Origin of the sequence: Nitratireductor aquimarinus (assembly GCF_017255295.1) — a bacterium.
Lineage (GTDB): Bacteria > Pseudomonadota > Alphaproteobacteria > Rhizobiales > Rhizobiaceae > Nitratireductor > Nitratireductor aquimarinus.
Map to the genome: position 1 here is coordinate 133,070 of NZ_JAFKDE010000010.1, position 21,046 is coordinate 154,115.

Here is a 21,046-nt window from a genome sequence, read left to right on the forward strand (position 1 = left end):
CCCGGCTTCGGCCGGGTCTTTTTGTTTGGGGAAGGGGTGAAAATGCCATGCATTTTTGCATGGCTTGGGCAGTTCGGCGGATCCGAAGGCTTGTACTGCGCCGGATTTTGCAGCACATAAGAGGCAGTCACCCGGTCCGGGCCCCTCTGGCAGGCAAGGCGTTGCCTGTGATGTCGGATCGAACGACAACGCGCAAACGCGGCGCAAACCTCGTATCCTTCCAATGACAACCCATGATTGGCTCTGGCCCGGCTTTCTAGCTTTTGTGGCCGTTATTCTCTTTTTCGACCTTTTTGTCCTGCATCGCCGCGATCACGTGATCACCACGCGTGAGGCGATGAAAACCGTTGCCGGCTATGTGGCGCTCGCCATGGTCTTTGCAGCAGGCGTGTTCTACTTCGGCGGCAAGGACCGCGGCGCCGAATTTCTGACCGGCTATCTGGTCGAGCAGGCGCTTTCCCTCGACAACATTTTCGTCATCGCGCTCATCTTCACCTATTTCAAAGTGCCGTCGGAGGCCCAGTACCGGGTTCTCTTCTACGGCATTCTTGGCGCGATCGTGATGCGTCTCTCGCTGATCGTGCCGGGCGTGAAGCTCGTTGATCAGTTCATGGTGATCGGCATGGCGCTTGGCGCGCTGCTGGTTTTCTCCGGCTTCAAGATGATGACGTCCGACGACGAAATGGTGGACCCCGGCGAAAGCCGGATCGTGAAGCTGTTGATGCGCACCGGACGCGTGACGGAAGAGTATGAAGGCTCGCGCTTCCTGACGCGGCGCAACGGCCTTCTCTACATGACCCCGCTTTTCGTGGTTCTGGTCACGGTGGAGTTCACCGATCTCATCTTCGCGGTGGATTCGATCCCTGCGGTGCTGGCGATCTCGAACGATCCCTTCATCGTTTTCTCGTCCAACGTCTTTGCGGTGATGGGGCTGCGCGCCATGTTCTTCGTGCTTTCGGGCATGATGCGCAATTTCAAATACCTTCAGACGGGCCTGTCGCTCGTGCTGATGTTCATCGGCTTCAAGATGCTGATCGCGCACTGGATCAAGATCCCGTCGCCGGTGGCACTCTCTGTCACGGCGCTCCTGATCGGCGGGTCGGTCGTGATCTCCATCCTTGCGCGCAAGCGCGAAGAACAACGGGCTCGGTCCTGATTTGATGCTCCGGGGCAGGGCGTGTTTTCGCCCTGTCCGACACTCCGAAGTCTACGCACAGACTTCTGTGCCCATTTGGCAACAGTTTCTCAATAAGCATTCGGCTAAGACTAGCGTGGGACGGAACGTCAATTTCCCGCCATAAACCCGGCGCATCGAAAATGCTCGATGGCGCTCGGGATACAACCGAATGTTCAGGAGAATGCCGCGCGCTGCGGATGGGGTAGTTATGGACGCTAAAGCAATTTCGAAAGACAAACTTCCAAGCCGATACGTGACGGTGGGCCCGGCAAAGGCGCCGCATCGCTCCTATCTTTACGCCATGGGGCTTTCGGAGGACGAGATCGCGCAGCCGCTCGTGGGTGTTGCCACCTGCTGGAACGAGGCAGCGCCGTGCAACATTTCGCTTATGCGTCAGGCGCAGGTGGTCAAGAAGGGCGTTGCAGCCGCCCATGGCACGCCGCGCGAATTCACCACCATCACCGTGACCGACGGCATCGCCATGGGCCACCAGGGCATGAAGTCGTCGCTGGTGTCGCGTGAGGTCATCGCCGACTCGGTTGAGCTGACCATGCGCGGCCATTGCTATGACGCGATCGTGGGCCTCGCCGGTTGCGACAAGTCGCTGCCCGGCATGATGATGGCGATGGTGCGCCTCAACGTGCCGTCCGTCTTCATCTATGGCGGTTCGATCCTTCCCGGCAATTACCGTGGTCGCCAGATCACCGTTCAGGACGTGTTCGAGGCCGTGGGCCAGCACTCCGTCGGCTCGATCTCCGACGCCGACCTGACCGAAATCGAGCAGGCGGCCTGCCCGTCGGCCGGTTCCTGTGGCGCGCAGTTCACCGCCAATACGATGGCGACGGTTGCCGAGGCCATCGGCCTTGCGCTGCCTTATTCCTGCGGCGCGCCGGCTCCCTACGAGATGCGTGACCGGTTCAACTACGCCGCCGGCGAAAAGGTGATGGAACTCATCGCCAAGCAGATCCGCCCGCGCGACATCGTTACCCGCAAGGCGCTGGAGAACGCCGCTGCCGTGGTTGCCGCTTCGGGCGGTTCGACCAACGCCGCGCTTCACCTGCCAGCGATTGCCAACGAGGTCGGCATCGACTTTACGCTGTTTGACGTTGCCGAGATCTTCAAGAAGACCCCGTACATTGCCGACCTGAAGCCGGGCGGCAAATATGTGGCCAAGGACATGTTCGAGGCCGGCGGTATTCCGCTCCTTATGAAGACGCTTCTGGAGCATGGCTTCTTACACGGTGATTGCATGACGGTGACTGGCCGCACAATTGCCGAAAACATGGAGCATGTTCCGTGGAATGAAGAACAGGACGTCGTTCGTTCGGCGGATAACCCCATCACGAAGACCGGCGGTGTGGTTGGCCTCAGGGGCAATCTGGCTCCGGAAGGTGCAATCGTGAAGGTCGCCGGCATGAAGAATCTGGAGTTCACGGGCCCGGCGCGCTGCTTCGATTCCGAAGAGGAATGCTTCGCAGCCGTTCAGAACCGGAACTACAAGGAAGGCGAAGTGCTCGTCATCCGTTATGAAGGCCCGAAGGGCGGACCCGGCATGCGCGAGATGCTTGCCACCACGGCCGCACTTTACGGTCAGGGCATGGGCGACAAGGTTGCGCTCATCACCGATGGCCGTTTCTCCGGCGCAACGCGCGGCTTCTGCATCGGCCATGTCGGGCCTGAGGCTGCGGTCGGTGGACCGATCGGTCTGCTGAAGGATGGCGACATGATCACGATCAATGCCGTTGACGGCACGATCGACGTGGCGCTCAGCGATGAAGAACTCGCAGAGCGCGCCAAGGATTGGAAACCGCGTGAGACAGACTATCAGTCGGGCGCGATCTGGAAGTATGCCCAGACGGTTGGTCCGGCTCGCGATGGCGCGGTGACCCATCCCGGGGCTAAGAAAGAAACGCACTGTTATGCGGATATTTGAAGCAGGGAAAACAGCTGTTCTTGCCGGCCTGGTAGCGTCCTTCGTGGCGCTACCGGGAGCCGCTTACGCGCTCGACGAGAACGCCGTGATCCAGGAGCCGGAGAAGCGCAGCCCGTGGGCCGTGTTCCGCTTCGGCTTCTCTGCCTACAAGCGCGGCGAAAAGCAGGAAGCCGTCGAGGCCTATCGCTACGCCGCTGAAAACGGTCAGGTCGGCGCGCGCTGGAAACTGGCGCGCATGTATGCCGAAGGCGATGGCGTTGCGCGCAACGACTACGAAGCCTTCAAGTTCTTCTCTGCGGTTGCGCAGCAGGAAGTGCGTCCGGGCAGCCCTGACGAGACCTACATTTCCGATGCGCTTGTGGCGCTTGGCAAATATCTCAAGGCAGGCATTCCCGACAGCCCGATCCGCGCCAATCCGCTGGCCGCGCAGGAACATTTCATGCGTGCGGCAGCGACCTATCGCAATTCCGAGGCGCAGTATCAGGTCGGCCGAATGTTCCTGAACGGCGAGGGCGTTGCACAGAGCGTGCAGCAGGCCGCCCGCTGGTTCCAGCTGGCTGCTGAAAAGGGCCATTCCGGCGCGCAGGCGATGCTCGGACACATCCTGTTCGAGAGCGGGCGCGTGGTGAAGGGGCTGGCGATGATGACCGCTGCGCTCGACCATGCCGCACCAAACGATGTGGGCTGGATCCGCGGTATGCAGGAGCAGGCCTTTGCGCTGGCCGGCGAATCGGATCGCCGCACGGCAATCGCACTGGCGCATGATCTGCGCGAAAACGGCTTCGACTGAAGCATGAAACCCGGCGGGGCTATTTCCCGCTGGTGGCGGCGCTGAGCCGCGTGACTGTCGGATCAGACAGTTTCTCTGGAAGCCTTGCCGTCTCAACGCAGGGGCGATCCAGAACCTTCCATGAAGAATTGTTGAGCACCATCTCGCAGCGCGCGAGGCGCGGGCCGTCCGGCATTGCCAGACAGGCCGTTTCGCCCTGCGCGAAGGTCTTGCCATTGGCGCGGCACTGACACTCCGGCGCAGCAGATGCCGCGACCGGCAGGCAGAGTGTTGTCGCCAGTGCGACGACCGGGAAATACCGGAACATGCCCATAACCCGCAAATGATAGCACGCACGCGCGGCGCGGGCCATCAAGCGGCTTTGAGGGGCTGGACCCCAAGGGGCAGAATGCGGGGCGTTTGCCTCAGGCGGGGTTGAGCTTCAGATCGACAACGACCGGCACGTGATCGGAGGGCTTCTCCCAGCCGCGCGTGTGCTTTTCCACCGTGACGGACCCCAGATGGTCTGCGGCCTCCGGCGACAACATCAGGTGATCGATGCGGATGCCGTTGTTCTTCTGCCAGGAGCCACCCTGATAATCCCAGAATGTGTAGATGCCGGCTTGATCATTGACGGCGCGCAGTGCGTCCGTGAAGCCGAGTGCGCCGAGACGACGGAAGGCCTGGCGGCTTTCGGGCCTGAACAGGGCGTCACCCACCCAGGCGTCCGGGTTTTTCGCATCTTCGGGCTCGGGAATGACGTTGTAGTCGCCGGCAAGAACGAGCGGCTCTTCGAGTTTCAGGCGCTCTGCGCTCCAGCGCTCGAGCCGCTCCATCCAGCCAAGTTTGTAGGGGAATTTCTCGGTGTCGACGGGGTTGCCGTTTGGCAGGTAGAGCGACACGACCCTGAGAACGCCCTTGTCGGTGGAGAAGACGCCTTCGATGAAGCGGGCCTGTTCGTCGCTGTCATCGCCGGGCAGGCGGCGGTTGACCTCGTCGAAAGGCAGTTTGGAAAGAATGGCGACGCCGTTAAAGCCCTTCTGGCCATGGGTCTCGACATTGTAGCCGAGCGCCTCGATGGCCTCGCGCGGGAACAGTTCGTCGACGGATTTGATCTCCTGCAGGCAGGCGATGTCCGGGCTGGACTCGCTGAGCCAGTGCAGCAGATTGTCGATGCGCGCCTTGACGCCGTTGATGTTCCAGGTAGCGATCTTCATGGGGGCCCTTCCACAGCTCAACCTCTTCTTAGGTTGGACGGGAAGGGGCCGCAACCGCCTTGTGCAGGATACTGACAGCCCATGCCTTGCGCGCCCTATTGCGCGGCCGGGCTGCCTCGCAGGCGGAAGGGCAGACCGGAGAGAAGCGCCTCGACATAGCGGCGGCGCTGATAGAACCCGTTGAGCGAGACGCGGGGCAGGGCTGCGAGCGCGTCGCGTGCGCCGGGCAAGAGCAGACCGGGTTGGGTGGTGACCGCAGCGGCAAAGCCCGCCTGTTCCACGGCGGCGATTTCGCGTGCGCCGACGGCGGACGGATAGCCATAGGGATAGGCGAAGGTCGTGGGAGAAACGCCCACATAGCCGCGAAGCTTCGAGGCGGAGGCGGAAAGCTCCTGATGGAGGCGGGCGTCATCGACCTTGCGCAGATTGGCGTGAGTCAGCGTGTGTGCGCCGAAACGGGCAAGCGGATCGCCTGCAAGATCGGCAAGCTCTTCCGCGCTCATGGTGAGGCGTTCGGTGATCTCCAGCGGATTGACGCCATGGGCCAGCGCAAGATCGTCCAGCAGCGCGATTGCCGCGTCTTCGTCCTGCGCATCCGTCACGAGATCCGACAGCCGGTCGAACAGGGCGATCTTGGCCATGCGGGTGCCGGCGCTCACGCGCCCATCGATGCCGATGCGTGCGAGGTCGACCGTTTCGCAGCACATGGTGATTTCCTGCGCCGTCTTCCACCAGATCGAGCGGCTGCGCTCGACGAAGCCCGAGGTGATGAAGATCGTGTAGGGAATGCCGTGACGCTGGAACACGGGCGCGGCAAAGCGGGCATTGTCGCGGTAGCCGTCATCGAGCGTGAAAGAAACATAGCGGCGTGTGTCGCTCTCGTCGGCCAGGCGTTCGGGCAGGTCCTCGAGCGCGATGGGGGTGAGCCCCTGTGCGCGCGCGGCGTTGATCGCTTCTTCAAGAAAAGCGGGCGTGATGCTGAGCCACGCATTGGGCGTCCAGCCTGGCGGCGTCTGCGGATCCACGTGATGCAGGGCGAAGATGACGCCGCGTGCCGGCGTTTTCGATGGCAGGCCTGTCCTTAGGGCAATGGCTGAACCTTCCAGGCCAGCCCGGATCAACGCGTAGCGAGCGGATCTCTTGAGGGCTTGGAGTGGCAGCATCAGGCGTTCGGCGTCTTTCCGCGGGCTGGCATTGATTTTGAACGGTGGGACCGGGCTCATGTGAGCCCGGTCCGGTCAGGGCTGGGAACAAGGCGATCCAAACAGAAAAAGCTGAAGAATTTCCTTCGCGAAAAGCTTCAATGCTGCGGACGCTTACTGTTTGAATCCGTGTCTGTCTTTCAAAAAATTATAGATAGTTGCGCGCCCCATTGTGCCCGATGATTTCAAGAAAAGATTTCAGAAAATCTGAAACACAACCGGGGAACGAAATGACACAGACAATGGAGCGCGCCGGCGATGCTTTATCGCGGGCTGATTTGAGCAATCCAGATTATACGCCGCCGCTGATGCAGGCGGTGCCGCTGGGCATTCAGCATGTGCTGGCGATGTTCGTTTCGAACGTCACGCCGGCCATTATCGTGGCGGGAGCGGCCGGTTTCGGTTTTGGCTCCAACTCGCCCGACTTTCCGAATTTGATCTACATGATCCAGATGGCGATGCTGTTTGCGGGCATCGCGACGCTGTTTCAGACAATTGGCATGGGCCCGGTGGGCGCAAGGCTGCCGATCGTGCAGGGCACGAGCTTCGCCTTTCTGCCGGTGATGATCCCGGTCGTGGCCGGGCAGGGCGTGGCCGCCATGGGCGCACTGATGGGCGGTGTCGTGATCGGTGGCATTTTCCACTTCTTCCTGGGCAGCTTTGTCGGACGCCTGCGCTTTGCGCTGCCGCCGCTGGTGACCGGTCTGATCGTTCTCATGATCGGCCTGTCGCTCATTCAGGTGGGCATCCAGTATTCGGCAGGCGGTGTGCCGCTGATCGGCAAGCCGGAATATGGCAGCCTTCAGAACTGGAGCGTGGCGCTGGTCGTGGTTGTCGTGACGCTTCTGCTAAAATTCTTCGCGCGCGGCATGTGGTCGATTGCAGCCGTGCTTCTGGGCCTCATCGCCGGCTATGTGGTCGCGCTCGCCATGGGGATGGTGAGCTTCTCCAATGTTGGCAATGCATCCTGGGTGGCAGTTCCCGTTCCCTTCAAATGGGGCTTTGAACTGGCTGCGCCCGCAATCATCGGCATGTGCTTCATGGCGGTCATCTCGGCCATCGAGACCGTGGGCGACGTGTCGGGCATCACCAAGGGTGGTGCGGGCCGAGAGGCGACGGAGAAGGAAATCTCCGGTGCGACCTATGCGGATGGTCTTGGAACGGCCATTGGCGGCATTTTCGGCGGTCTGCCGAACACCTCGTTCAGCCAGAATGTCGGCCTGATCTCGATGACGGGCGTGATGAGCCGGCATGTGGTGACCTGCGGCGCGGTCTTCCTGATTGTCTGCGGTCTGATCCCCAAGGTGGGCGCAATCATCTCGACCGTGCCGATCACGGTGCTGGGTGGTGGCGTGATCGTGATGTTCGGCATGGTTGCTGCAGCGGGCATCAACATGCTTTCGGAAGTGAACTGGAACCGCCGCAACATGGTGATCTTCGCCGTGTCGCTTTCGGTCGGGCTCGGGCTTCAGATGGAGCCGGCAGCACTCCAGCACCTGCCGAAGACGGCGCAGATCCTGCTGACCTCCGGCCTGTTGCCGGCGGCATTCCTGGCCATCGTCCTTAACCTGATCCTGCCTGAAGAGGTCGGGGGCGAGAACGAAGCGTAAGCCGCACGCGTCTTCGGGGGCTTGCTCCCGAAGACGCAAAATGGTCGGGGCCGCGCGCCGTCAGGGGCGGATGACGGGCGGCGTTTCTGCGTTGCCGATGAAGACGGCGAGAATGCGGGCCGGCTTGTCGCCCACCACGCGGCCATTGTGCCAGGTGTTGAGCGCCTCGATGAAGCTGTCGCCGGCCTTGAAGGTCTTCTCTTCCTCGCCTTCGTACTGGATGGCGAGTTCACCTTCCAGAATGTGACCGAACAGGGGAACCGTGTGCATGTGACGCCCGGTTTCCTCGCCCGGCATCAGCGTGACCACGACCGCCTTCAGCTCGGCCTCGCCATTCGGGTAGATGAGCTTCTGATCAAGGATGGTGCTCTTCGTGTCGAGGAGCGGCTGAACCCGCTGATAATCGGCCTTCGGAGCCTGATCGTCGGCGCGGGCGGGCGTGTGCATTGACGCCAGCAATGCGGGGAGCACGAGAAGCCCCGCCATATCTCGTCTGTTCATGAAATAACCTTTTAAAACAAATATATAGTTGAATAAAAATACCCATTGAGGCGGTCGCCCTTGTAACGGGTTCAGCCGCTGCGTCAATCGGGTTCTGGCTGTGACAGAGCGCCCACGGAAAGAATGCGCCGGAAAATGCGCACGAAAAAAAAGCGCCGCGCAGGGGGCACGACGCTTATGTCTGAAAAGGATTTTTGGATCAGATGGAGAAACTGGTTCCGCAGCCGCAGGAGGCGACGGCGTTCGGGTTTCTGATCTGGAAGGACTGGCCGATCAGGTCGTCGACAAAATCGATCACCGAGCCGCCCATATAGACCAGCGAGAGATCGTCGATCAGGACGGTGGCTCCGTCCCGCTCGATGGCGTGGTCGTCCTCATTGCGCTCACCGACCAGGTCGAATGCATAGGAGAAACCGGAGCAGCCGCCGCCCTCGACGGACACGCGCAGGGCGATCTTGCCCGGCTCGTCCTTGAGGATGCTGGTAATGCGCCGGGCCGCAGCCTCGGTCAGTTCAACGCTCTTCATTTCCGTTCCCGCGTCCATGCCCATGGTGGTTGTCCTGACGGTCACCTTGCGTTCGTGTTCATTGAATAGGTATGAAGCCGCAGGCGGCAAGTCAACCTGAGCAACGCAGTCGGGTTTGTCCGAGTGGTGCGGTTGGGGTTGAAACAGCAACAGCGGCAGGCCTGAAACGGTCTGCCCCAACGGTGTGGCGGATCATGAACAGTGAACAGGGTTTGCGGGACATCGGCTTCGGGTATCGGCCAAGGGCGGTTTACGCCACGGACCCGGCAGCCTCGCGCGGGCGGCTTTTTGCAGAACCGGAAAGCCCGACACGAACGCCTTTCCAGCGTGACCGCGACAGGATCATCCATTCGACCGCTTTTCGCCGGCTGAAGCACAAGACGCAGGTTTTCATCGCCCATGAGGGCGACCATTACCGCACGCGGCTGACCCATTCCATCGAGGTGGCGCAGATCGCCCGCGCTCTGGCGCGGGCGTTGTGTTGCGACGAGGATCTGGCGGAAGCCATCGCGCTGGTTCACGATTTCGGCCACACGCCATTCGGCCATACGGGCGAAGATGCGCTCGACGAATGCATGGCGCGCTGGGGCGGGTTTGATCACAACGCCCAGTCGCTGCGGATCGTGACGGAACTTGAGAACCGCTATGCCGAGTTCGACGGGCTGAACCTTTCCTGGGAAACGCTGGAAGGGCTGGTGAAGCACAATGGCCCGCTGATGGATGCACAGGGCAGGGGGCTCGAAGGGCCGGTGCCGCAGCCCATTCTGGATTATGTGGCGCGGCACGATCTGGAGCTGGCGCGCTATGCGGGCATCGAGGCCCAGTGCGCGGCCATTGCCGACGACATTGCCTATAACGCCCATGACATCGATGACGGTCTGCGCTCGGGCCTGCTCACGCTCGACATGATGGCGGGCGTTGGCCTGCCGGGAAGAATTCTGAGCGCGGTTGAGGAACGCTATCCCGATCTCGATCCGGTGCGGCGCGGGCATGAGCTGATGCGCCGGCAGATCACGGTGATGGTCGAGGATGTGATCGTGGCGTCAAGGCAGCGTCTGGAAAAACTGAAGCCCGCGAATGCGGACGATGTGCACGATGCGGGACAGACAATTGTGGCCTTCTCCGACGGCATGGCGGCTGATGAAAAGGAACTGAAGCGCTTCCTTTACGCCAATCTCTACCGGCATGAGACGGTTGTGGCGGTGCGGGCCAATGCCGACCGCATCGTGAAGGACCTGTTCGACGCCTATTTCGACAATCCACGCCAAATGCCGGAGGGCTGGCGCGAGGGGCTGGATGTGGCGCAAGACGCTGAAAAGGCGCGGCATGTGGCCGATTTTCTGGCCGGCATGACCGACACCTACGCGGTGAAGGAGCATCGACGTCTGTTTGACCAGACTCCTGAATTGAGCTAGTGCCAACCGCAATTCCGCCACCGGGCGGACGGTACCTTTCAACCGAACCTTTTTCAGGACATCGTCCATGAACATTTTCGCCGATTTTTCGGATCGGGTCGCAAAGACCATTGAAGCCCTTGGCCTGCAGGCCAGCAACGGTGAGCCGCTTGACCTTTCGCGCGTCGCCGTGGAGCCGCCGCGAGACGCCAGCCATGGCGATGTGGCGACCAATGCAGCCATGGTGCTGGCGAAGGCCGTTGGCGACAATCCGCGCGCGCTGGGCGAGAAGATCGCCAAGGCGTTCGAGGCCGATCCGGATGTGGCGGTTGCCTCCGTGGCCGGTCCCGGCTTCGTGAACCTGAAGCTGAGCGACAGCTTCTGGCAGGCGCGGCTTGGCGAAATGCTCGACCTGGGCACGAATTATGGCCGTTCGCAGCTCGGCAGGGGCGAGAAGGTGAACGTGGAATATGTGTCGGCCAACCCGACCGGCCCGATGCATGTGGGCCATTGCCGCGGCGCGGTGGTTGGCGATGCGCTGGCCAATCTGCTCGATTTCGCCGGTTATGACGTGGTGCGCGAGTACTACATCAACGATGCGGGCGTGCAGATCGACGTCCTCGGCCAGTCGGTCATGGTGCGCTACCGCGAGGCCCTTGGCGAGAACATCGGCGAAATCCCCGCAGGTCTCTATCCGGGCGATTACCTGAAGCCGGTCGGCAAGGCGCTGGCGGACGAATATGGCACCCGGCTCCTGGAAATGCCGTCCGCCGACGCGATGGCGATCGTCAAGGACAGGACGGTCGAGAGCATGATGCAGATGATCCGCGACGATCTCGCCGCGCTGAACATCCGCCACGACGTGTTCTTCTCCGAGCGTTCGCTGCATGAGGGCAATGGCGGGGCGATCCGTTCCGCGATCAACGATCTGACCATGAAGGGCCATGTCTACAAGGGCAAGCTGCCGCCGCCGAAGGGGCAGAAGCCGGAAGACTGGGAAGACCGCGAGCAGACCCTGTTCCGCTCCACCGAAGTGGGCGATGACATCGACCGTCCGTTGATGAAGTCGGATGGCAGCTTCACCTATTTTGCCGCCGACGTGGCCTATATGAAGGACAAGCTGGATCGTGGCTTCGAGCATATGATCTATGTGCTGGGCGCTGATCACAGCGGTTATGTGAAGCGGCTTCAGGCCGTGGCGCGGGCGCTGGCCGAAGACAGGGTCGAGCTGACGGTGCTGCTTTGCCAGCTCGTGAAGCTGTTCCGTGGCGGTGAGCCGGTGCGCATGTCCAAGCGGGCAGGCGAGTTCGTGACCCTGCGCGAGGCGGTGGACGAGGTCGGGCGTGATCCGATCCGTTTCATGATGCTCTATCGCAAGAACGATGCGCCGCTCGACTTTGATTTCCAGAAGGTGACCGAGCAGTCCAAGGACAATCCGGTCTTCTACGTGCAGTATGCATCGGCGCGCAGTCACTCGGCTTTCCGCCAGGCGAGCGAGCAGCTGGGCATTGCGGAATTCGGCCGTGAGGAGATGAAGGCGCAGCTTTCAAAGCTCTCCGACGAGGGCGAAATGGCGCTTGTGCGCAAGCTCGCCGAGTACCCGCGTCTGGTCGAAAGTGCAGCCCAGGCGATGGAGCCGCACAGGCTGGCATTCTACCTCTACGACCTGGCGAGCCTCTTCCACGCTCAGTGGAATCGCGGCAGCGAGACAGACGACTTACGTTTTGTTAAGGTTAACGATCCAGAATTGACCTACGCCAGACTGGGTCTGGTGCAGGCAGTTCGTGATGTACTCACATCCGGACTTGCGTTGATCGGGGCCGAGGCGCCTTCAGAGATGCGCTAATCTCATCCCGAAAGGGGTGCGATCGTCTGTCACCTTTTGCCCACATTGCGCTGGTACCCGACAATTGTATGACGTCGCGGGCGTCTACCGAGTGTGAGTGCGGAAAAAGGTATGGCAGATCATAGCCCGAACCAACGTGCGGATAGCGCCGTTTTTGCTGATGATGACCCGTTTGCGGAACTGACCCGCATCATGGGGCATGATCCACGGCGCGCCGAGGATTCTGGCAATGCAGCAGGGCAGGAGGGCGATGATCTCGCCCTCGAGCTTGAGAACGAGCTGCTGGGCGACCTGGCGGAGTTTTCCGACGAGGTTCGCGAAGAACCGGCCGAAGACCACAGCCGTCCGGAAATGCAGACGCAGGACTGGCGCTTCGAAGCGCCGCCAGCGGCTGAAGAGCCCGGAGCGATGGAGCAGGAGCCCGAAGTGGATCTTGCCTCCGACATGGCAAATGAACTCGACGAGACCTTTGCGGCGAGCTTTGAGAGCGAAATGCGCCTCGAGCCCGTGGAGGAAGCCGTGTCGGCAGACATTTCCGCTTCCTCGGCCGCTTCCCCGGCCGCTTCCATGGCAGAGCCTGAACCGTCGTTTGAGCCTTCCATGGAGCGTGCGTCGGCAGCCGCTGCTCCGGAGCCGCAACAGGTTTCGCAGCACGATGCGTTTGCAGCGCCTGAGGCTCCCGAGGCCCGTCAGGGCCATGAAGCGCCTCCGGCTTTTGACCCGCACGATATCGAACAGCATTTTTCCGAGTTCGACATTGATGCGAGCGCCCGTGAGTTTGCGTCCTTCGCTGCGGAAGAGCAGCAGCCCATCGAGGAAAGCGCGCCGGAGCCAGCCGAGGAGCCGGTCGTAACGTTCGATGAGAGCGATTTTGCCCAGCTCGACAATGATCTTGAAGCTTCGCTTGCAGCCGACGACTGGCAGGTGAGCGACGTATCCGCTCAGCCGGTCGAATCAGACGCGGCCGATACGCGTTACGTGCACGCACAGCCCCTGCACACACAGTCCATGCGCTCCCAGCCCATGGTCACGCAACCCATGGACGTGCAGCCAGAGCAGACGGTCGAGACCGACATCACGTCTTCCGCCACTCCCACTGGAGCGGGCGTTGAGGACGAGGACATGTTCCCGGAGCCCGACGCCTGGGCAAGCATGCCTTCTGAGGACACGGATACGGCGGATGCCGTTGCCGGGGATGTTGCATCGACATTCTCCGAAATCGACGTGCCGCCATCCACCGACATTTCGGCGGCTCTTGCCGACGCCGTTCGGGTTTCGGGCGGTGCGGATCCCTATCTTTCGCCTCAGGCCTTCGCAAATTCCGTTGCGCAGGGGGCTGAAAAGTCTGGTACTGTCGATGCAGACATGGCCGGCGATGACCATGATTTTGCGGCCAGTCTCGAACAGCAACTGACTGCGGGGGCTCTTGCGGAAGAGGAGGTGGCGGAACCCGTCATGGAGCCGCAGAGAGAACCGACCCCCGAAACGAGCTTCGACTGGGGCGATCTTGATTTTGGAGCGCCCGAGGCCCTCCAGTCTGTCGAGACGCATGAGCCAGTCGCGCCCGAGGCAACCGAGACCACACCGGCATCGTCCATTCCGTTCTGGCAGCAGCCTGAAGAGTCGCAGCCGAATGTGAGCTATGGTGGCGGCAGCGAAGCCAGCACGCCGTTCATCGATACGGTCGATGTTCCCGGCAATGAGCGCGTTCCCGTTACCGATTCCGCCCACATCCCGGAATTCGTGAGCGAGCCGGAGCATGCGCCGGCAGCCGACGCGGATGATCTGGAACTGGCGCTGGCGCGTGCTTTCGGCGATAGCGAAAGCCTGCCCGAGCGTGCAGAGACCAGAAGCGCGGTCGAGGAAACGCCGGCATCGTCCATTCCCAGAGACGCCTATGCCGCAGCTGCCCTTGAGGGCGATGAGCCGCGGCGTCCGCAGGACGATTTCGACTTCGAGACGGCCTTTGCCGACAGCTTTGCCGAAACCGGCGAGTTCGACGATGATTTCGCTGCGGGCAGGGATGCCGGTGCGGCGGTTTCCGGTCGTGCGGAAGCTGCGGATGGATTTGCCCCGGCCATGACGCCCTGGGACGAGCCCATCGACGAGTTTACGCCGGCAGAACAGGCGGCAGCGCCCGCAGCGGCAGCTGCTGCGGCTGCGGCCTCGCGCTCCAACCCGCTCAAGAGCCGTCGCAACACGCTGATCGCGGCTGCGGTTGGTGGTGTCGCCGTGGTTGGCGCGATTGCCTTCTTCGCACTGGGATCCGGTGGCGGCGATGACAACACGGCCCCGGCGGTCGTTCGCGCGGACAATGATCCGGTCAAGGTGAAGCCTGAAAACCCGGGCGGCCAGCAGGTCCCCAATCAGGACAATCAGGTCTATCAGCGCGTGACCGGTGGTGAGACGGACAGCGATCCCGCGCAGGAGCGCCTGGTGTCCACGGCAGAGGAGCCCGTCGAGGTTCCGCTTGCCGCACCGAAGTCGGAAGAACGTCTTGATCCGAATGCAGGCGACACCGCAGCGCCGACCAGTGAGCCGGTGACGGCAATGACCCCGCGCCGCGTGCGCACCATGGTGGTTCGTCCCGACGGAACGATTGTTCCGCGCGAGCCGGAAGCTCCGGTGCAGACGGCGACGGAAACGGCGGGCGCGCCTGCTGCGACCGGCAATGCACAAGAGGTTGCGCCTGACGCAAGGCTGGCGGCAGCCGGTGAGAATGCGCCTGTTTCCGGCACAGCCCAGACGGGTGCCGGCGAAACGGCCGCCGCCCCGAATGTGCAGGCGCCGGTGCCGACATCGCGGCCTGCAGCGCCGGCGGCGCCGCAGCAGCCAGCTGCACAGCAGCAGTCTTCGCAAGTGGCCGCAGCCCCGAGCCAGCCGACGCAGCCTGTCGCACAGGCTCCGGCTCCCGCACCGGTAACCACCGGTACGGATGGCTGGTCGGTGCAGATTTCTTCGCAGCCGACCGTGGAAGCGGCGCAAAAATCCTATCAGGACATGGCGCAGCGCTACGGGAACCTGCTGACCGGCAAGGGCGTGAACATCGTCAAGGCGGAGATCGCAGGGAAGGGCACTTACTATCGTGTGCGCATTCCTTCTTCTTCGAAGGACGATGCAATCCGTCTCTGCTCGCAGCTGAAATCGGCTGGCGGAAGCTGCTTCGTCTCGAAGTAGGTTTCGCAGACACTCCAGTCAAAACCGCCGCCATTGCGCGGCGGTTTTTTGTTTTCTTTTCCAGATTCCTGCGCCCGGCTATCCTGTGTGCATGAGCGAATCAAAATCCATGATCCTCGGTGCGACCGGGACCAAGCTGACGGCGGACGAAATCGCCTTCTATCGAAACGAGCGTCCCTGGGGGTTCATCCTCTTCGCGCGCAATATCGCGGAGGCCGGGCAGCTGAGTGACCTTGTCGCCTCCATGCGCGACAGCGTCGGGCGGCCGGATGCGCCGGTTTTCATCGATCAGGAAGGCGGAAGGGTGCAGCGGCTGCGACCGCCCATGGCCGCCAATTATCCGACGGCTTCGGAGCTTGGCAGGATTTACGACAAGGATCCCGAGGCCGGCGTGCGCGCTGCCTGGCTGATGTCGCGTCTGCACGCGATGGACCTTAAGCGCTACGGCATTACCGCTGACTGTCTGCCGGTTCTCGATGTGCCGATTGCCGGCGCGCATGACGTGATCGGCGACCGCGCCTATGCGCATGATCCAGAGGCTGTGATTGCGCTCGGACGCGCGGCCAGTGACGGCCTGATGGCCGGTGGCGTGCTGCCGGTGATGAAGCATGTGCCCGGTCACGGGCGCGCGTTCTGCGACAGCCACAAGGCGCTGCCGGAGGTGACGGCCTCGCTGGACGAGCTGCGCGCGCATGATTTCGTGCCGTTCAAGGCGCTTGCCGATCTACCCATGGCCATGACCGCGCATATCGTTTTCCACGCCATCGATGCGGAGCGTCCGGCGACCACTTCCGAGAAGGTGGTGCAGGAGATCATTCGCGGCGAAATCGGCTTTGACGGGCTTTTGATGAGCGATGACGTCTCGATGCACGCACTTTCTGGGGATTTCTCGGATCGTGCGGAAGCAATCCTTGCGGCAGGCTGCGATCTCGTCCTTCACTGTCACGGCATCATGCCGGAAATGAAGGCCGTCGCCGAAAAAGCGCCGGAATTGTCGGGCAAGAGCCTGGAGCGTGCGAACCGCGCCATGGCGTACCTGACACCGGGTGACGACACTGAAGAATTGGCCGCGCGGGCGGAATTCGAGCAATGCTTCGCGGCGGTCGCCTGATGATAGGAACCACAACGCTTGGCGCAGAGTGCTGAAAAGACAGCCGTCAAACCGGCTCCCATGGAGAAGCTGTGGGACGACAAACCCGATGATCACGGGGTGTCGGAGCCTGCGCTGACGGTCGATGTGGCGGGCTTTGAAGGCCCGCTCGATCTGTTGCTGCATCTGGCGCGTACACAGAAGGTGGATCTGGCGCGCATTTCCGTTCTGGCGCTCGCCGAGCAGTACATCGCCTTCATCGAACAGGTGCGCAAGATGCGCCTGGAGTTGGCCGCCGACTATCTGGTGATGGCGGCCTGGCTTGCCTATCTGAAATCGCGCCTGCTGATCCCCAAGAAGCCCGAGGACGAAGAACCGACGGGTGAGGAGATGGCGGCCCTTCTGCAGTTTCGCCTGAAACGGCTTGAGGCGATGCGTGATGCGGCGGCGCGGCTCGTGAACCGCAACCGGCTTGGCCGGGATGTGTTTGCGCGCGGCATGCCCGAGCCGGTGATCGTGCAGAAGCAGAGCGCTTTCTCCGCTTCGCTCTATGATCTTCTGACCGCTTATGCTGCGCAGCGCCAGCGGCGCGCGGTGACCAATGTGCGGATCGCCAAGCGCGGCGTCTGGTCCCTGAAGCAGGCGCGCGACATTCTGGTGCGGATGATCGGCGATTTTGGCGACTGGACGGCGCTCGATCATTTTCTGATCCGTTACATGACCAATGCCGAGGAGCGGGCGACCGCGACGGCCAGTTCGTTTGCCGCTTCGCTGGAGCTGGTGCGCGAAGGCGCACTGGAAATCCGGCAGCAGGAGGCTTTTGCGCCCATCTATATGCGCACGGGCAAGAAGGCTCCCGCCAGCCTGTTCGAGGGCTATGATGACTGAAAACAGCAATGTGGTTCCGTTTGTCGCCAATGACGGCGATGAGGAAAGGGAAGAGAGCAAGTCTGTTTCGCCGCATCTGGTGGAAGCCAAGCGCATGGTCGAAGCGATCATCTTTGCCAGCGCCGAACCGGTGCCCGAGCGGGCGCTGGTCGAGCGGCTTCCACAGGGTACGGATGTTGCCGAGGCGCTGGAAGCACTGCGCAGCGACTATGAAAAGCGCGGCATCAATCTGGTTCGCGTGGAAGATTGCTGGGTGTTTCGCACGGCGAGCGATCTTTCCTTCCTGATGAGCCGGAACGCGGTTCAGCAGCGCAAATTGTCGCGCGCCGCGCTCGAGATGCTTGCGGTCATCGCCTACCACCAGCCGGTGACGCGGGCGGAGATCGAAGAAATCCGTGGTGTCGAGACCTCCAAGGGCACGCTCGACATTCTGCTGGAGACGGGCTGGGTGAAGATGCGCGGTCGCCGCCGCACGCCCGGACGGCCGGTAACCTACGGAACCAGCACGGAATTTCTCGACCATTTCGGTCTGGCGGAACTGCGTGATCTGCCGGGGATCGAAGAGTTGAAGGGCGCGGGGCTGCTTTCTGCCCGCATGCCGGCCAATTTTGCCGTTCCCCAGCCCATGACAGATCCCGATGAACTCACAGAAGATGAAGATCCGTTGACGGATATCGATCTGGAAGAGCTCGGTCTGTTGACACCGCTCGCAGAGGATGATTGACGGAAGGTCCGCGGGACAGGGGCCGCCTGCGATCCATCCAGGGATACCGGTGCATGGACAGTAAGAAGCAAAGTTCGGCGCGCAGGACAGCCGGCGTCAGCTTTGCGGCGCGTCTCTCCTTCAAGAACATCAGCCACTCCTACGCTTCGGGCGGGCAGACGCTGCGCGATGTTTCGCTTTCGGCCGAGCCGGGCGAGGTGCTGTGCCTTCTGGGGCCTTCCGGCTCCGGCAAGACGACGCTTCTGCGCATTGCCGCCGGCATCGAGGCGCAGCGCGCCGGGCAGGTATTCCTCAATGAGCGGGAGATTGCGGGGCCGGATGTCTTCCTGCCGCCGGAGAAACGCTCCATCGGCCTGGTGTTCCAGGATTTCGCGCTGTTTCCGCATCTGACGATTCTCGACAATGTGCGCTTTGGCCTGACAGCCCTGTCGGGCGGCGAGGCGCGGCAGGAGGCGATGAACGCGTTGGAGCGTGTCGGGCTCGACGGCTATGCCGACGCCTATCCACATGTGCTGTCGGGCGGTGAGCAGCAGCGTGTTGCGCTGGCGCGCGCGCTTGCGCCGCGTCCGGCGGTTCTCCTGATGGACGAGCCATTTTCCGGGCTCGATTCGCGCCTGAAGGACAATGTGCGCGCCGAAACGCTTGCGATCCTGCGCCAGAGCCGCGCCACGGCGGTTGTGGTGACGCATGACGCCGAGGAAGCCATGCGCATGGGCGACCGGATCGCCCTGCTCAAGGATGGCGGGCTGGTGCAGGTGGGCACTGCCGAAGAACTCTATCATCGTCCTGCCGATCTTTTCGTTGCGGGTTTCTTCTCCGAGATCAACGAATTCGAGGGGCGGGTTCATGCAGGCGCGGTGGAAACGCCGCTTGGACGTTTTCCCGCCGATGGGCTGGAAGAGGGGGCTGCGGCAACGGTCGCGGTGCGCCTTTCCGGCTTCCAGGTGGACCAGACGGGCGGGGCCGTGCCTGCCCGCATCATCTCGCGCCGGTTCCTCGGCGTGGTGGAATTTCTCGAACTCGCCATTCCCGGCGCGGATCATCATGTCCGGGCGCGTGTGCGCTGTGGACATCTGGAGCCGGGCGTGCGCGATATATGGCTGAATGTCGTCCCGAGCGATGTGCTTGTGTTTGCGAGACAATCGTTTGAACAATCGGGCGAAAGCGCATAAATCAAATCAATGGCAATTGGTGAAAGAGACTGATCATGGGTTCCTTTTCAATCTGGCACTGGCTCATCGTGCTCGTCGTGGTGCTGCTCCTCTTTGGTCGCGGCAAGATCCCCGAGCTGATGGGTGACATGGCCAAGGGCATCAAAAGCTTCAAGAAGGGCATGTCCGACGATGACGAGGACACGACCAAGACGGTCGAGCATCAGGCTGACGAGCCGGTGAAGGACGCAAGCAAGCCGAACAAGAAGAAGTCCGGCTGATTCGGCGCTGATGCGCTGCGGATAAACTTCCTGCCCCTCTTTCCGGTGACTTATGTTTGATCTTGGCTGGCCCGAAATCATGGTGATCGCCATCGTCCTGATCGTCGTGGTCGGGCCGAAGGACTTGCCGCGTATGCTGCGCTCATTCGGGCGCACGACGTCCAAATTGCGCAGCATGGCTGGCGATTTCCGCAAGCAGTTCGATGAAGCGCTGCAGGAAGCCGAGCTTGATGACGTGAAGTCTATCGTGGACGACGCGCGCAAGCTCGATCCGCGCAACGAGATCAAGAAGCACCTGAACCCTCTGGAGCAGGTGGGACGTGATATTCGTTCCGGGCTGGATGAGGCCATGAAGCCGCAGGCGGCGAAGTCAGGGCCTCCGGCCTCGACCGAGACGCATGCGGCGGAACCGGCCAAGGCCGGGGCAACCCGCATGCCGGGCGAGGGGAAGGCTGGAGCCGCCAAGGCTCCGGCGAAGTCCACGTCTGCCAAGACGTCGCCGAAGGCTACTTCAACAAAGGCGGCGTCGACGAAGGCTGCTTCGACAAAGAGCACGGCAGCCAAAAGCACGGCAGCCAAGCCGAAGGCCGCCAGCAAGACCACTGCGGCTGGCGCGGCGAAGCGTCCGGCCACCAAGAAGACCAGCGGAGCCTAATGTCGTGAACGCCGAACGAGACGACGACATCGATCAGTCTTCCGCCCCGCTGATGGATCACCTGATCGAGCTGCGTTCGCGGCTCATCTGGGCGATCGGAGGGTTCTTCGTGGCCTTTCTGGTCTGCTTCTTCTTCGCCAAGCAGATCTTCAACCTGCTGGTGATTCCGTTCCAGTGGGCGACCCTGTGGGCCGGTCTCGACGCGGACAAGGTGGACCTGATCTACACCGCGCCGCAGGAATTCTTCTTTACCCAGATCAAGCTGGCCATGTTTGGCGGCCTGGTGATCGCCTTCCCGGTGATCGCCATGCAGATCTACAAGTTTGTCGCGCCGGGGCTTTACCGCAACGAGCGCCGCGCGTTCATTCCGTTCCTGATTGCCTCGCCGATCCTGTTCCTGATCGGCGCTGCGCTCGTCTATTTCTTCTTTACGCCGATGGTGATGTGGTTCTTCTTGTCCATGCAGCAGGTGGGGCCTGACAACACGGTGCAGATCTCTCTGCTGCCCAAGGTTTCGGAGTATCTCGGCCTGATCATGACGCTGATCCTGTCGTTCGGCCTCGTGTTCCAGCTTCCGGTCGTGACGACGCTCATGGCGCGGGTGGGGCTTCTGACCTCGACCGGGCTTGCCGACAAGCGCAAATACGCCATCGTGGCGGCTTTCGTGGCTGCGGCGATCCTCACGCCGCCGGATCCGGTGAGCCAGATCGGCCTTGCGCTTCCGACCATCCTTCTCTACGAAATTGCCATCTGGGCCGCCCGCATGGTCGAGCGCCAGCGCGAGAAGGAAGCGAACGCGCAGGACGACACCGGCGAGACGGACCAGCCGACCGCCTAGATCAGCAGGTCATTTCCTGTCTGTCCCGGGGCGGTTCACTGCAATCTCTCCGCGATTGGAAATCAGA

At 62.1% G+C, this 21,046-nt stretch carries 19 protein-coding genes; 14 read left to right on the plus strand and 5 right to left on the minus strand.

The window, feature by feature from the left end; all coding sequences use genetic code 11:
* Positions 1-223: 223 nt before the first annotated feature.
* The 3 genes from JYP46_RS17855 (at position 224) to JYP46_RS17865 (ending at position 3,900) form a co-directional block, all read left to right on the plus strand.
* The gene (locus JYP46_RS17855) at positions 224-1,156 is read left to right on the plus strand and encodes a TerC family protein (RefSeq protein WP_206548870.1); all 933 of its coding nucleotides are present in this window, start codon (positions 224-226) and stop codon (positions 1,154-1,156) included.
* 229 nt (positions 1,157-1,385) lie between these two features.
* Positions 1,386-3,110 (plus strand): dihydroxy-acid dehydratase, encoded by a 1,725-nt coding sequence (ilvD, locus tag JYP46_RS17860; protein WP_206546373.1) that lies wholly within the window; start codon positions 1,386-1,388, stop codon positions 3,108-3,110.
* Positions 3,097-3,900: a tetratricopeptide repeat protein gene (locus tag JYP46_RS17865; RefSeq protein ID WP_113155487.1), complete on the plus strand. Its 804-nt coding sequence runs from the start codon at positions 3,097-3,099 to the stop codon at positions 3,898-3,900. The genes ilvD and JYP46_RS17865 overlap by 14 nt, the downstream gene beginning before the upstream one ends.
* Positions 3,901-3,919: 19 nt before the next feature.
* Here the strand turns inward: JYP46_RS17865 and JYP46_RS17870 are convergent, their stop codons facing one another.
* The 3 genes from JYP46_RS17870 to JYP46_RS17880 form a co-directional block, all read right to left on the minus strand.
* Positions 3,920-4,207, minus strand: a complete 288-nt coding sequence (locus tag JYP46_RS17870; protein WP_206548871.1) for a hypothetical protein — start codon at positions 4,205-4,207, stop codon at positions 3,920-3,922.
* 97 nt (positions 4,208-4,304) lie between these two features.
* Entirely contained in the window at positions 4,305-5,096 is a 792-nt protein-coding gene (gene xth / locus JYP46_RS17875) for an exodeoxyribonuclease III (RefSeq protein ID WP_206548872.1), read from the minus strand.
* 95 nt (positions 5,097-5,191) lie between these two features.
* On the minus strand, positions 5,192-6,259 hold the full coding sequence (locus JYP46_RS17880; RefSeq protein WP_206546370.1) for a polysaccharide deacetylase family protein: 1,068 nt from the start codon (positions 6,257-6,259) through the stop codon (positions 5,192-5,194).
* A 269-nt stretch (positions 6,260-6,528) separates the two neighbouring features.
* On the opposite strand from JYP46_RS17880, the gene JYP46_RS17885 reads away from it, so the two are divergent.
* Entirely contained in the window at positions 6,529-7,908 is a 1,380-nt protein-coding gene (locus JYP46_RS17885; RefSeq protein WP_206546369.1) for a uracil-xanthine permease family protein, read from the plus strand.
* Between the two features lie 60 nt (positions 7,909-7,968).
* Here the strand turns inward: JYP46_RS17885 and JYP46_RS17890 are convergent, their stop codons facing one another.
* Positions 7,969-8,409, minus strand: coding sequence for a cupin domain-containing protein (locus tag JYP46_RS17890; RefSeq protein ID WP_224873587.1), 441 nt, complete (start codon positions 8,407-8,409; stop codon positions 7,969-7,971).
* Positions 8,410-8,608: 199 nt separating this feature from the next.
* On the minus strand, positions 8,609-8,959 hold the full coding sequence (gene erpA, locus JYP46_RS17895) for an iron-sulfur cluster insertion protein ErpA (RefSeq protein WP_206546368.1): 351 nt from the start codon (positions 8,957-8,959) through the stop codon (positions 8,609-8,611).
* Positions 8,960-9,129: 170 nt separating this feature from the next.
* Here erpA and JYP46_RS17900 point away from each other — a divergent pair, with 170 nt between their 5' ends.
* The 10 genes from JYP46_RS17900 (at position 9,130) to tatC (ending at position 20,979) form a co-directional block, all read left to right on the plus strand.
* Complete coding sequence (locus JYP46_RS17900; protein WP_206548873.1) at positions 9,130-10,350, plus strand: deoxyguanosinetriphosphate triphosphohydrolase; 1,221 nt, start codon at positions 9,130-9,132, stop codon at positions 10,348-10,350.
* Positions 10,351-10,417: 67 nt separating this feature from the next.
* A complete protein-coding gene (gene argS, locus JYP46_RS17905) occupies positions 10,418-12,175 on the plus strand; it encodes an arginine--tRNA ligase (protein ID WP_206546367.1) in 1,758 nt (585 codons plus the stop codon).
* A gap of 111 nt (positions 12,176-12,286) precedes the next feature.
* Complete coding sequence (locus JYP46_RS17910; RefSeq protein ID WP_206548874.1) at positions 12,287-15,352, plus strand: SPOR domain-containing protein; 3,066 nt, start codon at positions 12,287-12,289, stop codon at positions 15,350-15,352.
* 91 nt (positions 15,353-15,443) lie between these two features.
* The gene (gene nagZ / locus JYP46_RS17915) at positions 15,444-16,463 is read left to right on the plus strand and encodes a beta-N-acetylhexosaminidase (RefSeq protein WP_206548875.1); all 1,020 of its coding nucleotides are present in this window, start codon (positions 15,444-15,446) and stop codon (positions 16,461-16,463) included.
* Between the two features lie 60 nt (positions 16,464-16,523).
* Positions 16,524-17,330 (plus strand): segregation and condensation protein A, encoded by an 807-nt coding sequence (locus JYP46_RS17920; protein ID WP_204360910.1) that lies wholly within the window; start codon positions 16,524-16,526, stop codon positions 17,328-17,330.
* Positions 17,323-18,054 (plus strand): SMC-Scp complex subunit ScpB, encoded by a 732-nt coding sequence (scpB, locus tag JYP46_RS17925; protein ID WP_113156343.1) that lies wholly within the window; start codon positions 17,323-17,325, stop codon positions 18,052-18,054. The genes JYP46_RS17920 and scpB overlap by 8 nt, the downstream gene beginning before the upstream one ends.
* Before the next feature lie 53 nt (positions 18,055-18,107).
* A complete protein-coding gene (locus JYP46_RS17930) occupies positions 18,108-19,226 on the plus strand; it encodes an ABC transporter ATP-binding protein (RefSeq protein ID WP_206548876.1) in 1,119 nt (372 codons plus the stop codon).
* A gap of 35 nt (positions 19,227-19,261) precedes the next feature.
* The gene (locus JYP46_RS17935; RefSeq protein WP_113155475.1) at positions 19,262-19,486 is read left to right on the plus strand and encodes a twin-arginine translocase TatA/TatE family subunit; all 225 of its coding nucleotides are present in this window, start codon (positions 19,262-19,264) and stop codon (positions 19,484-19,486) included.
* A gap of 52 nt (positions 19,487-19,538) precedes the next feature.
* Positions 19,539-20,141, plus strand: a complete 603-nt coding sequence (gene tatB / locus JYP46_RS17940; protein WP_206548877.1) for a Sec-independent protein translocase protein TatB — start codon at positions 19,539-19,541, stop codon at positions 20,139-20,141.
* Between the two features lie 52 nt (positions 20,142-20,193).
* Complete coding sequence (gene tatC / locus JYP46_RS17945) at positions 20,194-20,979, plus strand: twin-arginine translocase subunit TatC (RefSeq protein ID WP_113156342.1); 786 nt, start codon at positions 20,194-20,196, stop codon at positions 20,977-20,979.
* Positions 20,980-21,046 lie beyond the last annotated feature (67 nt).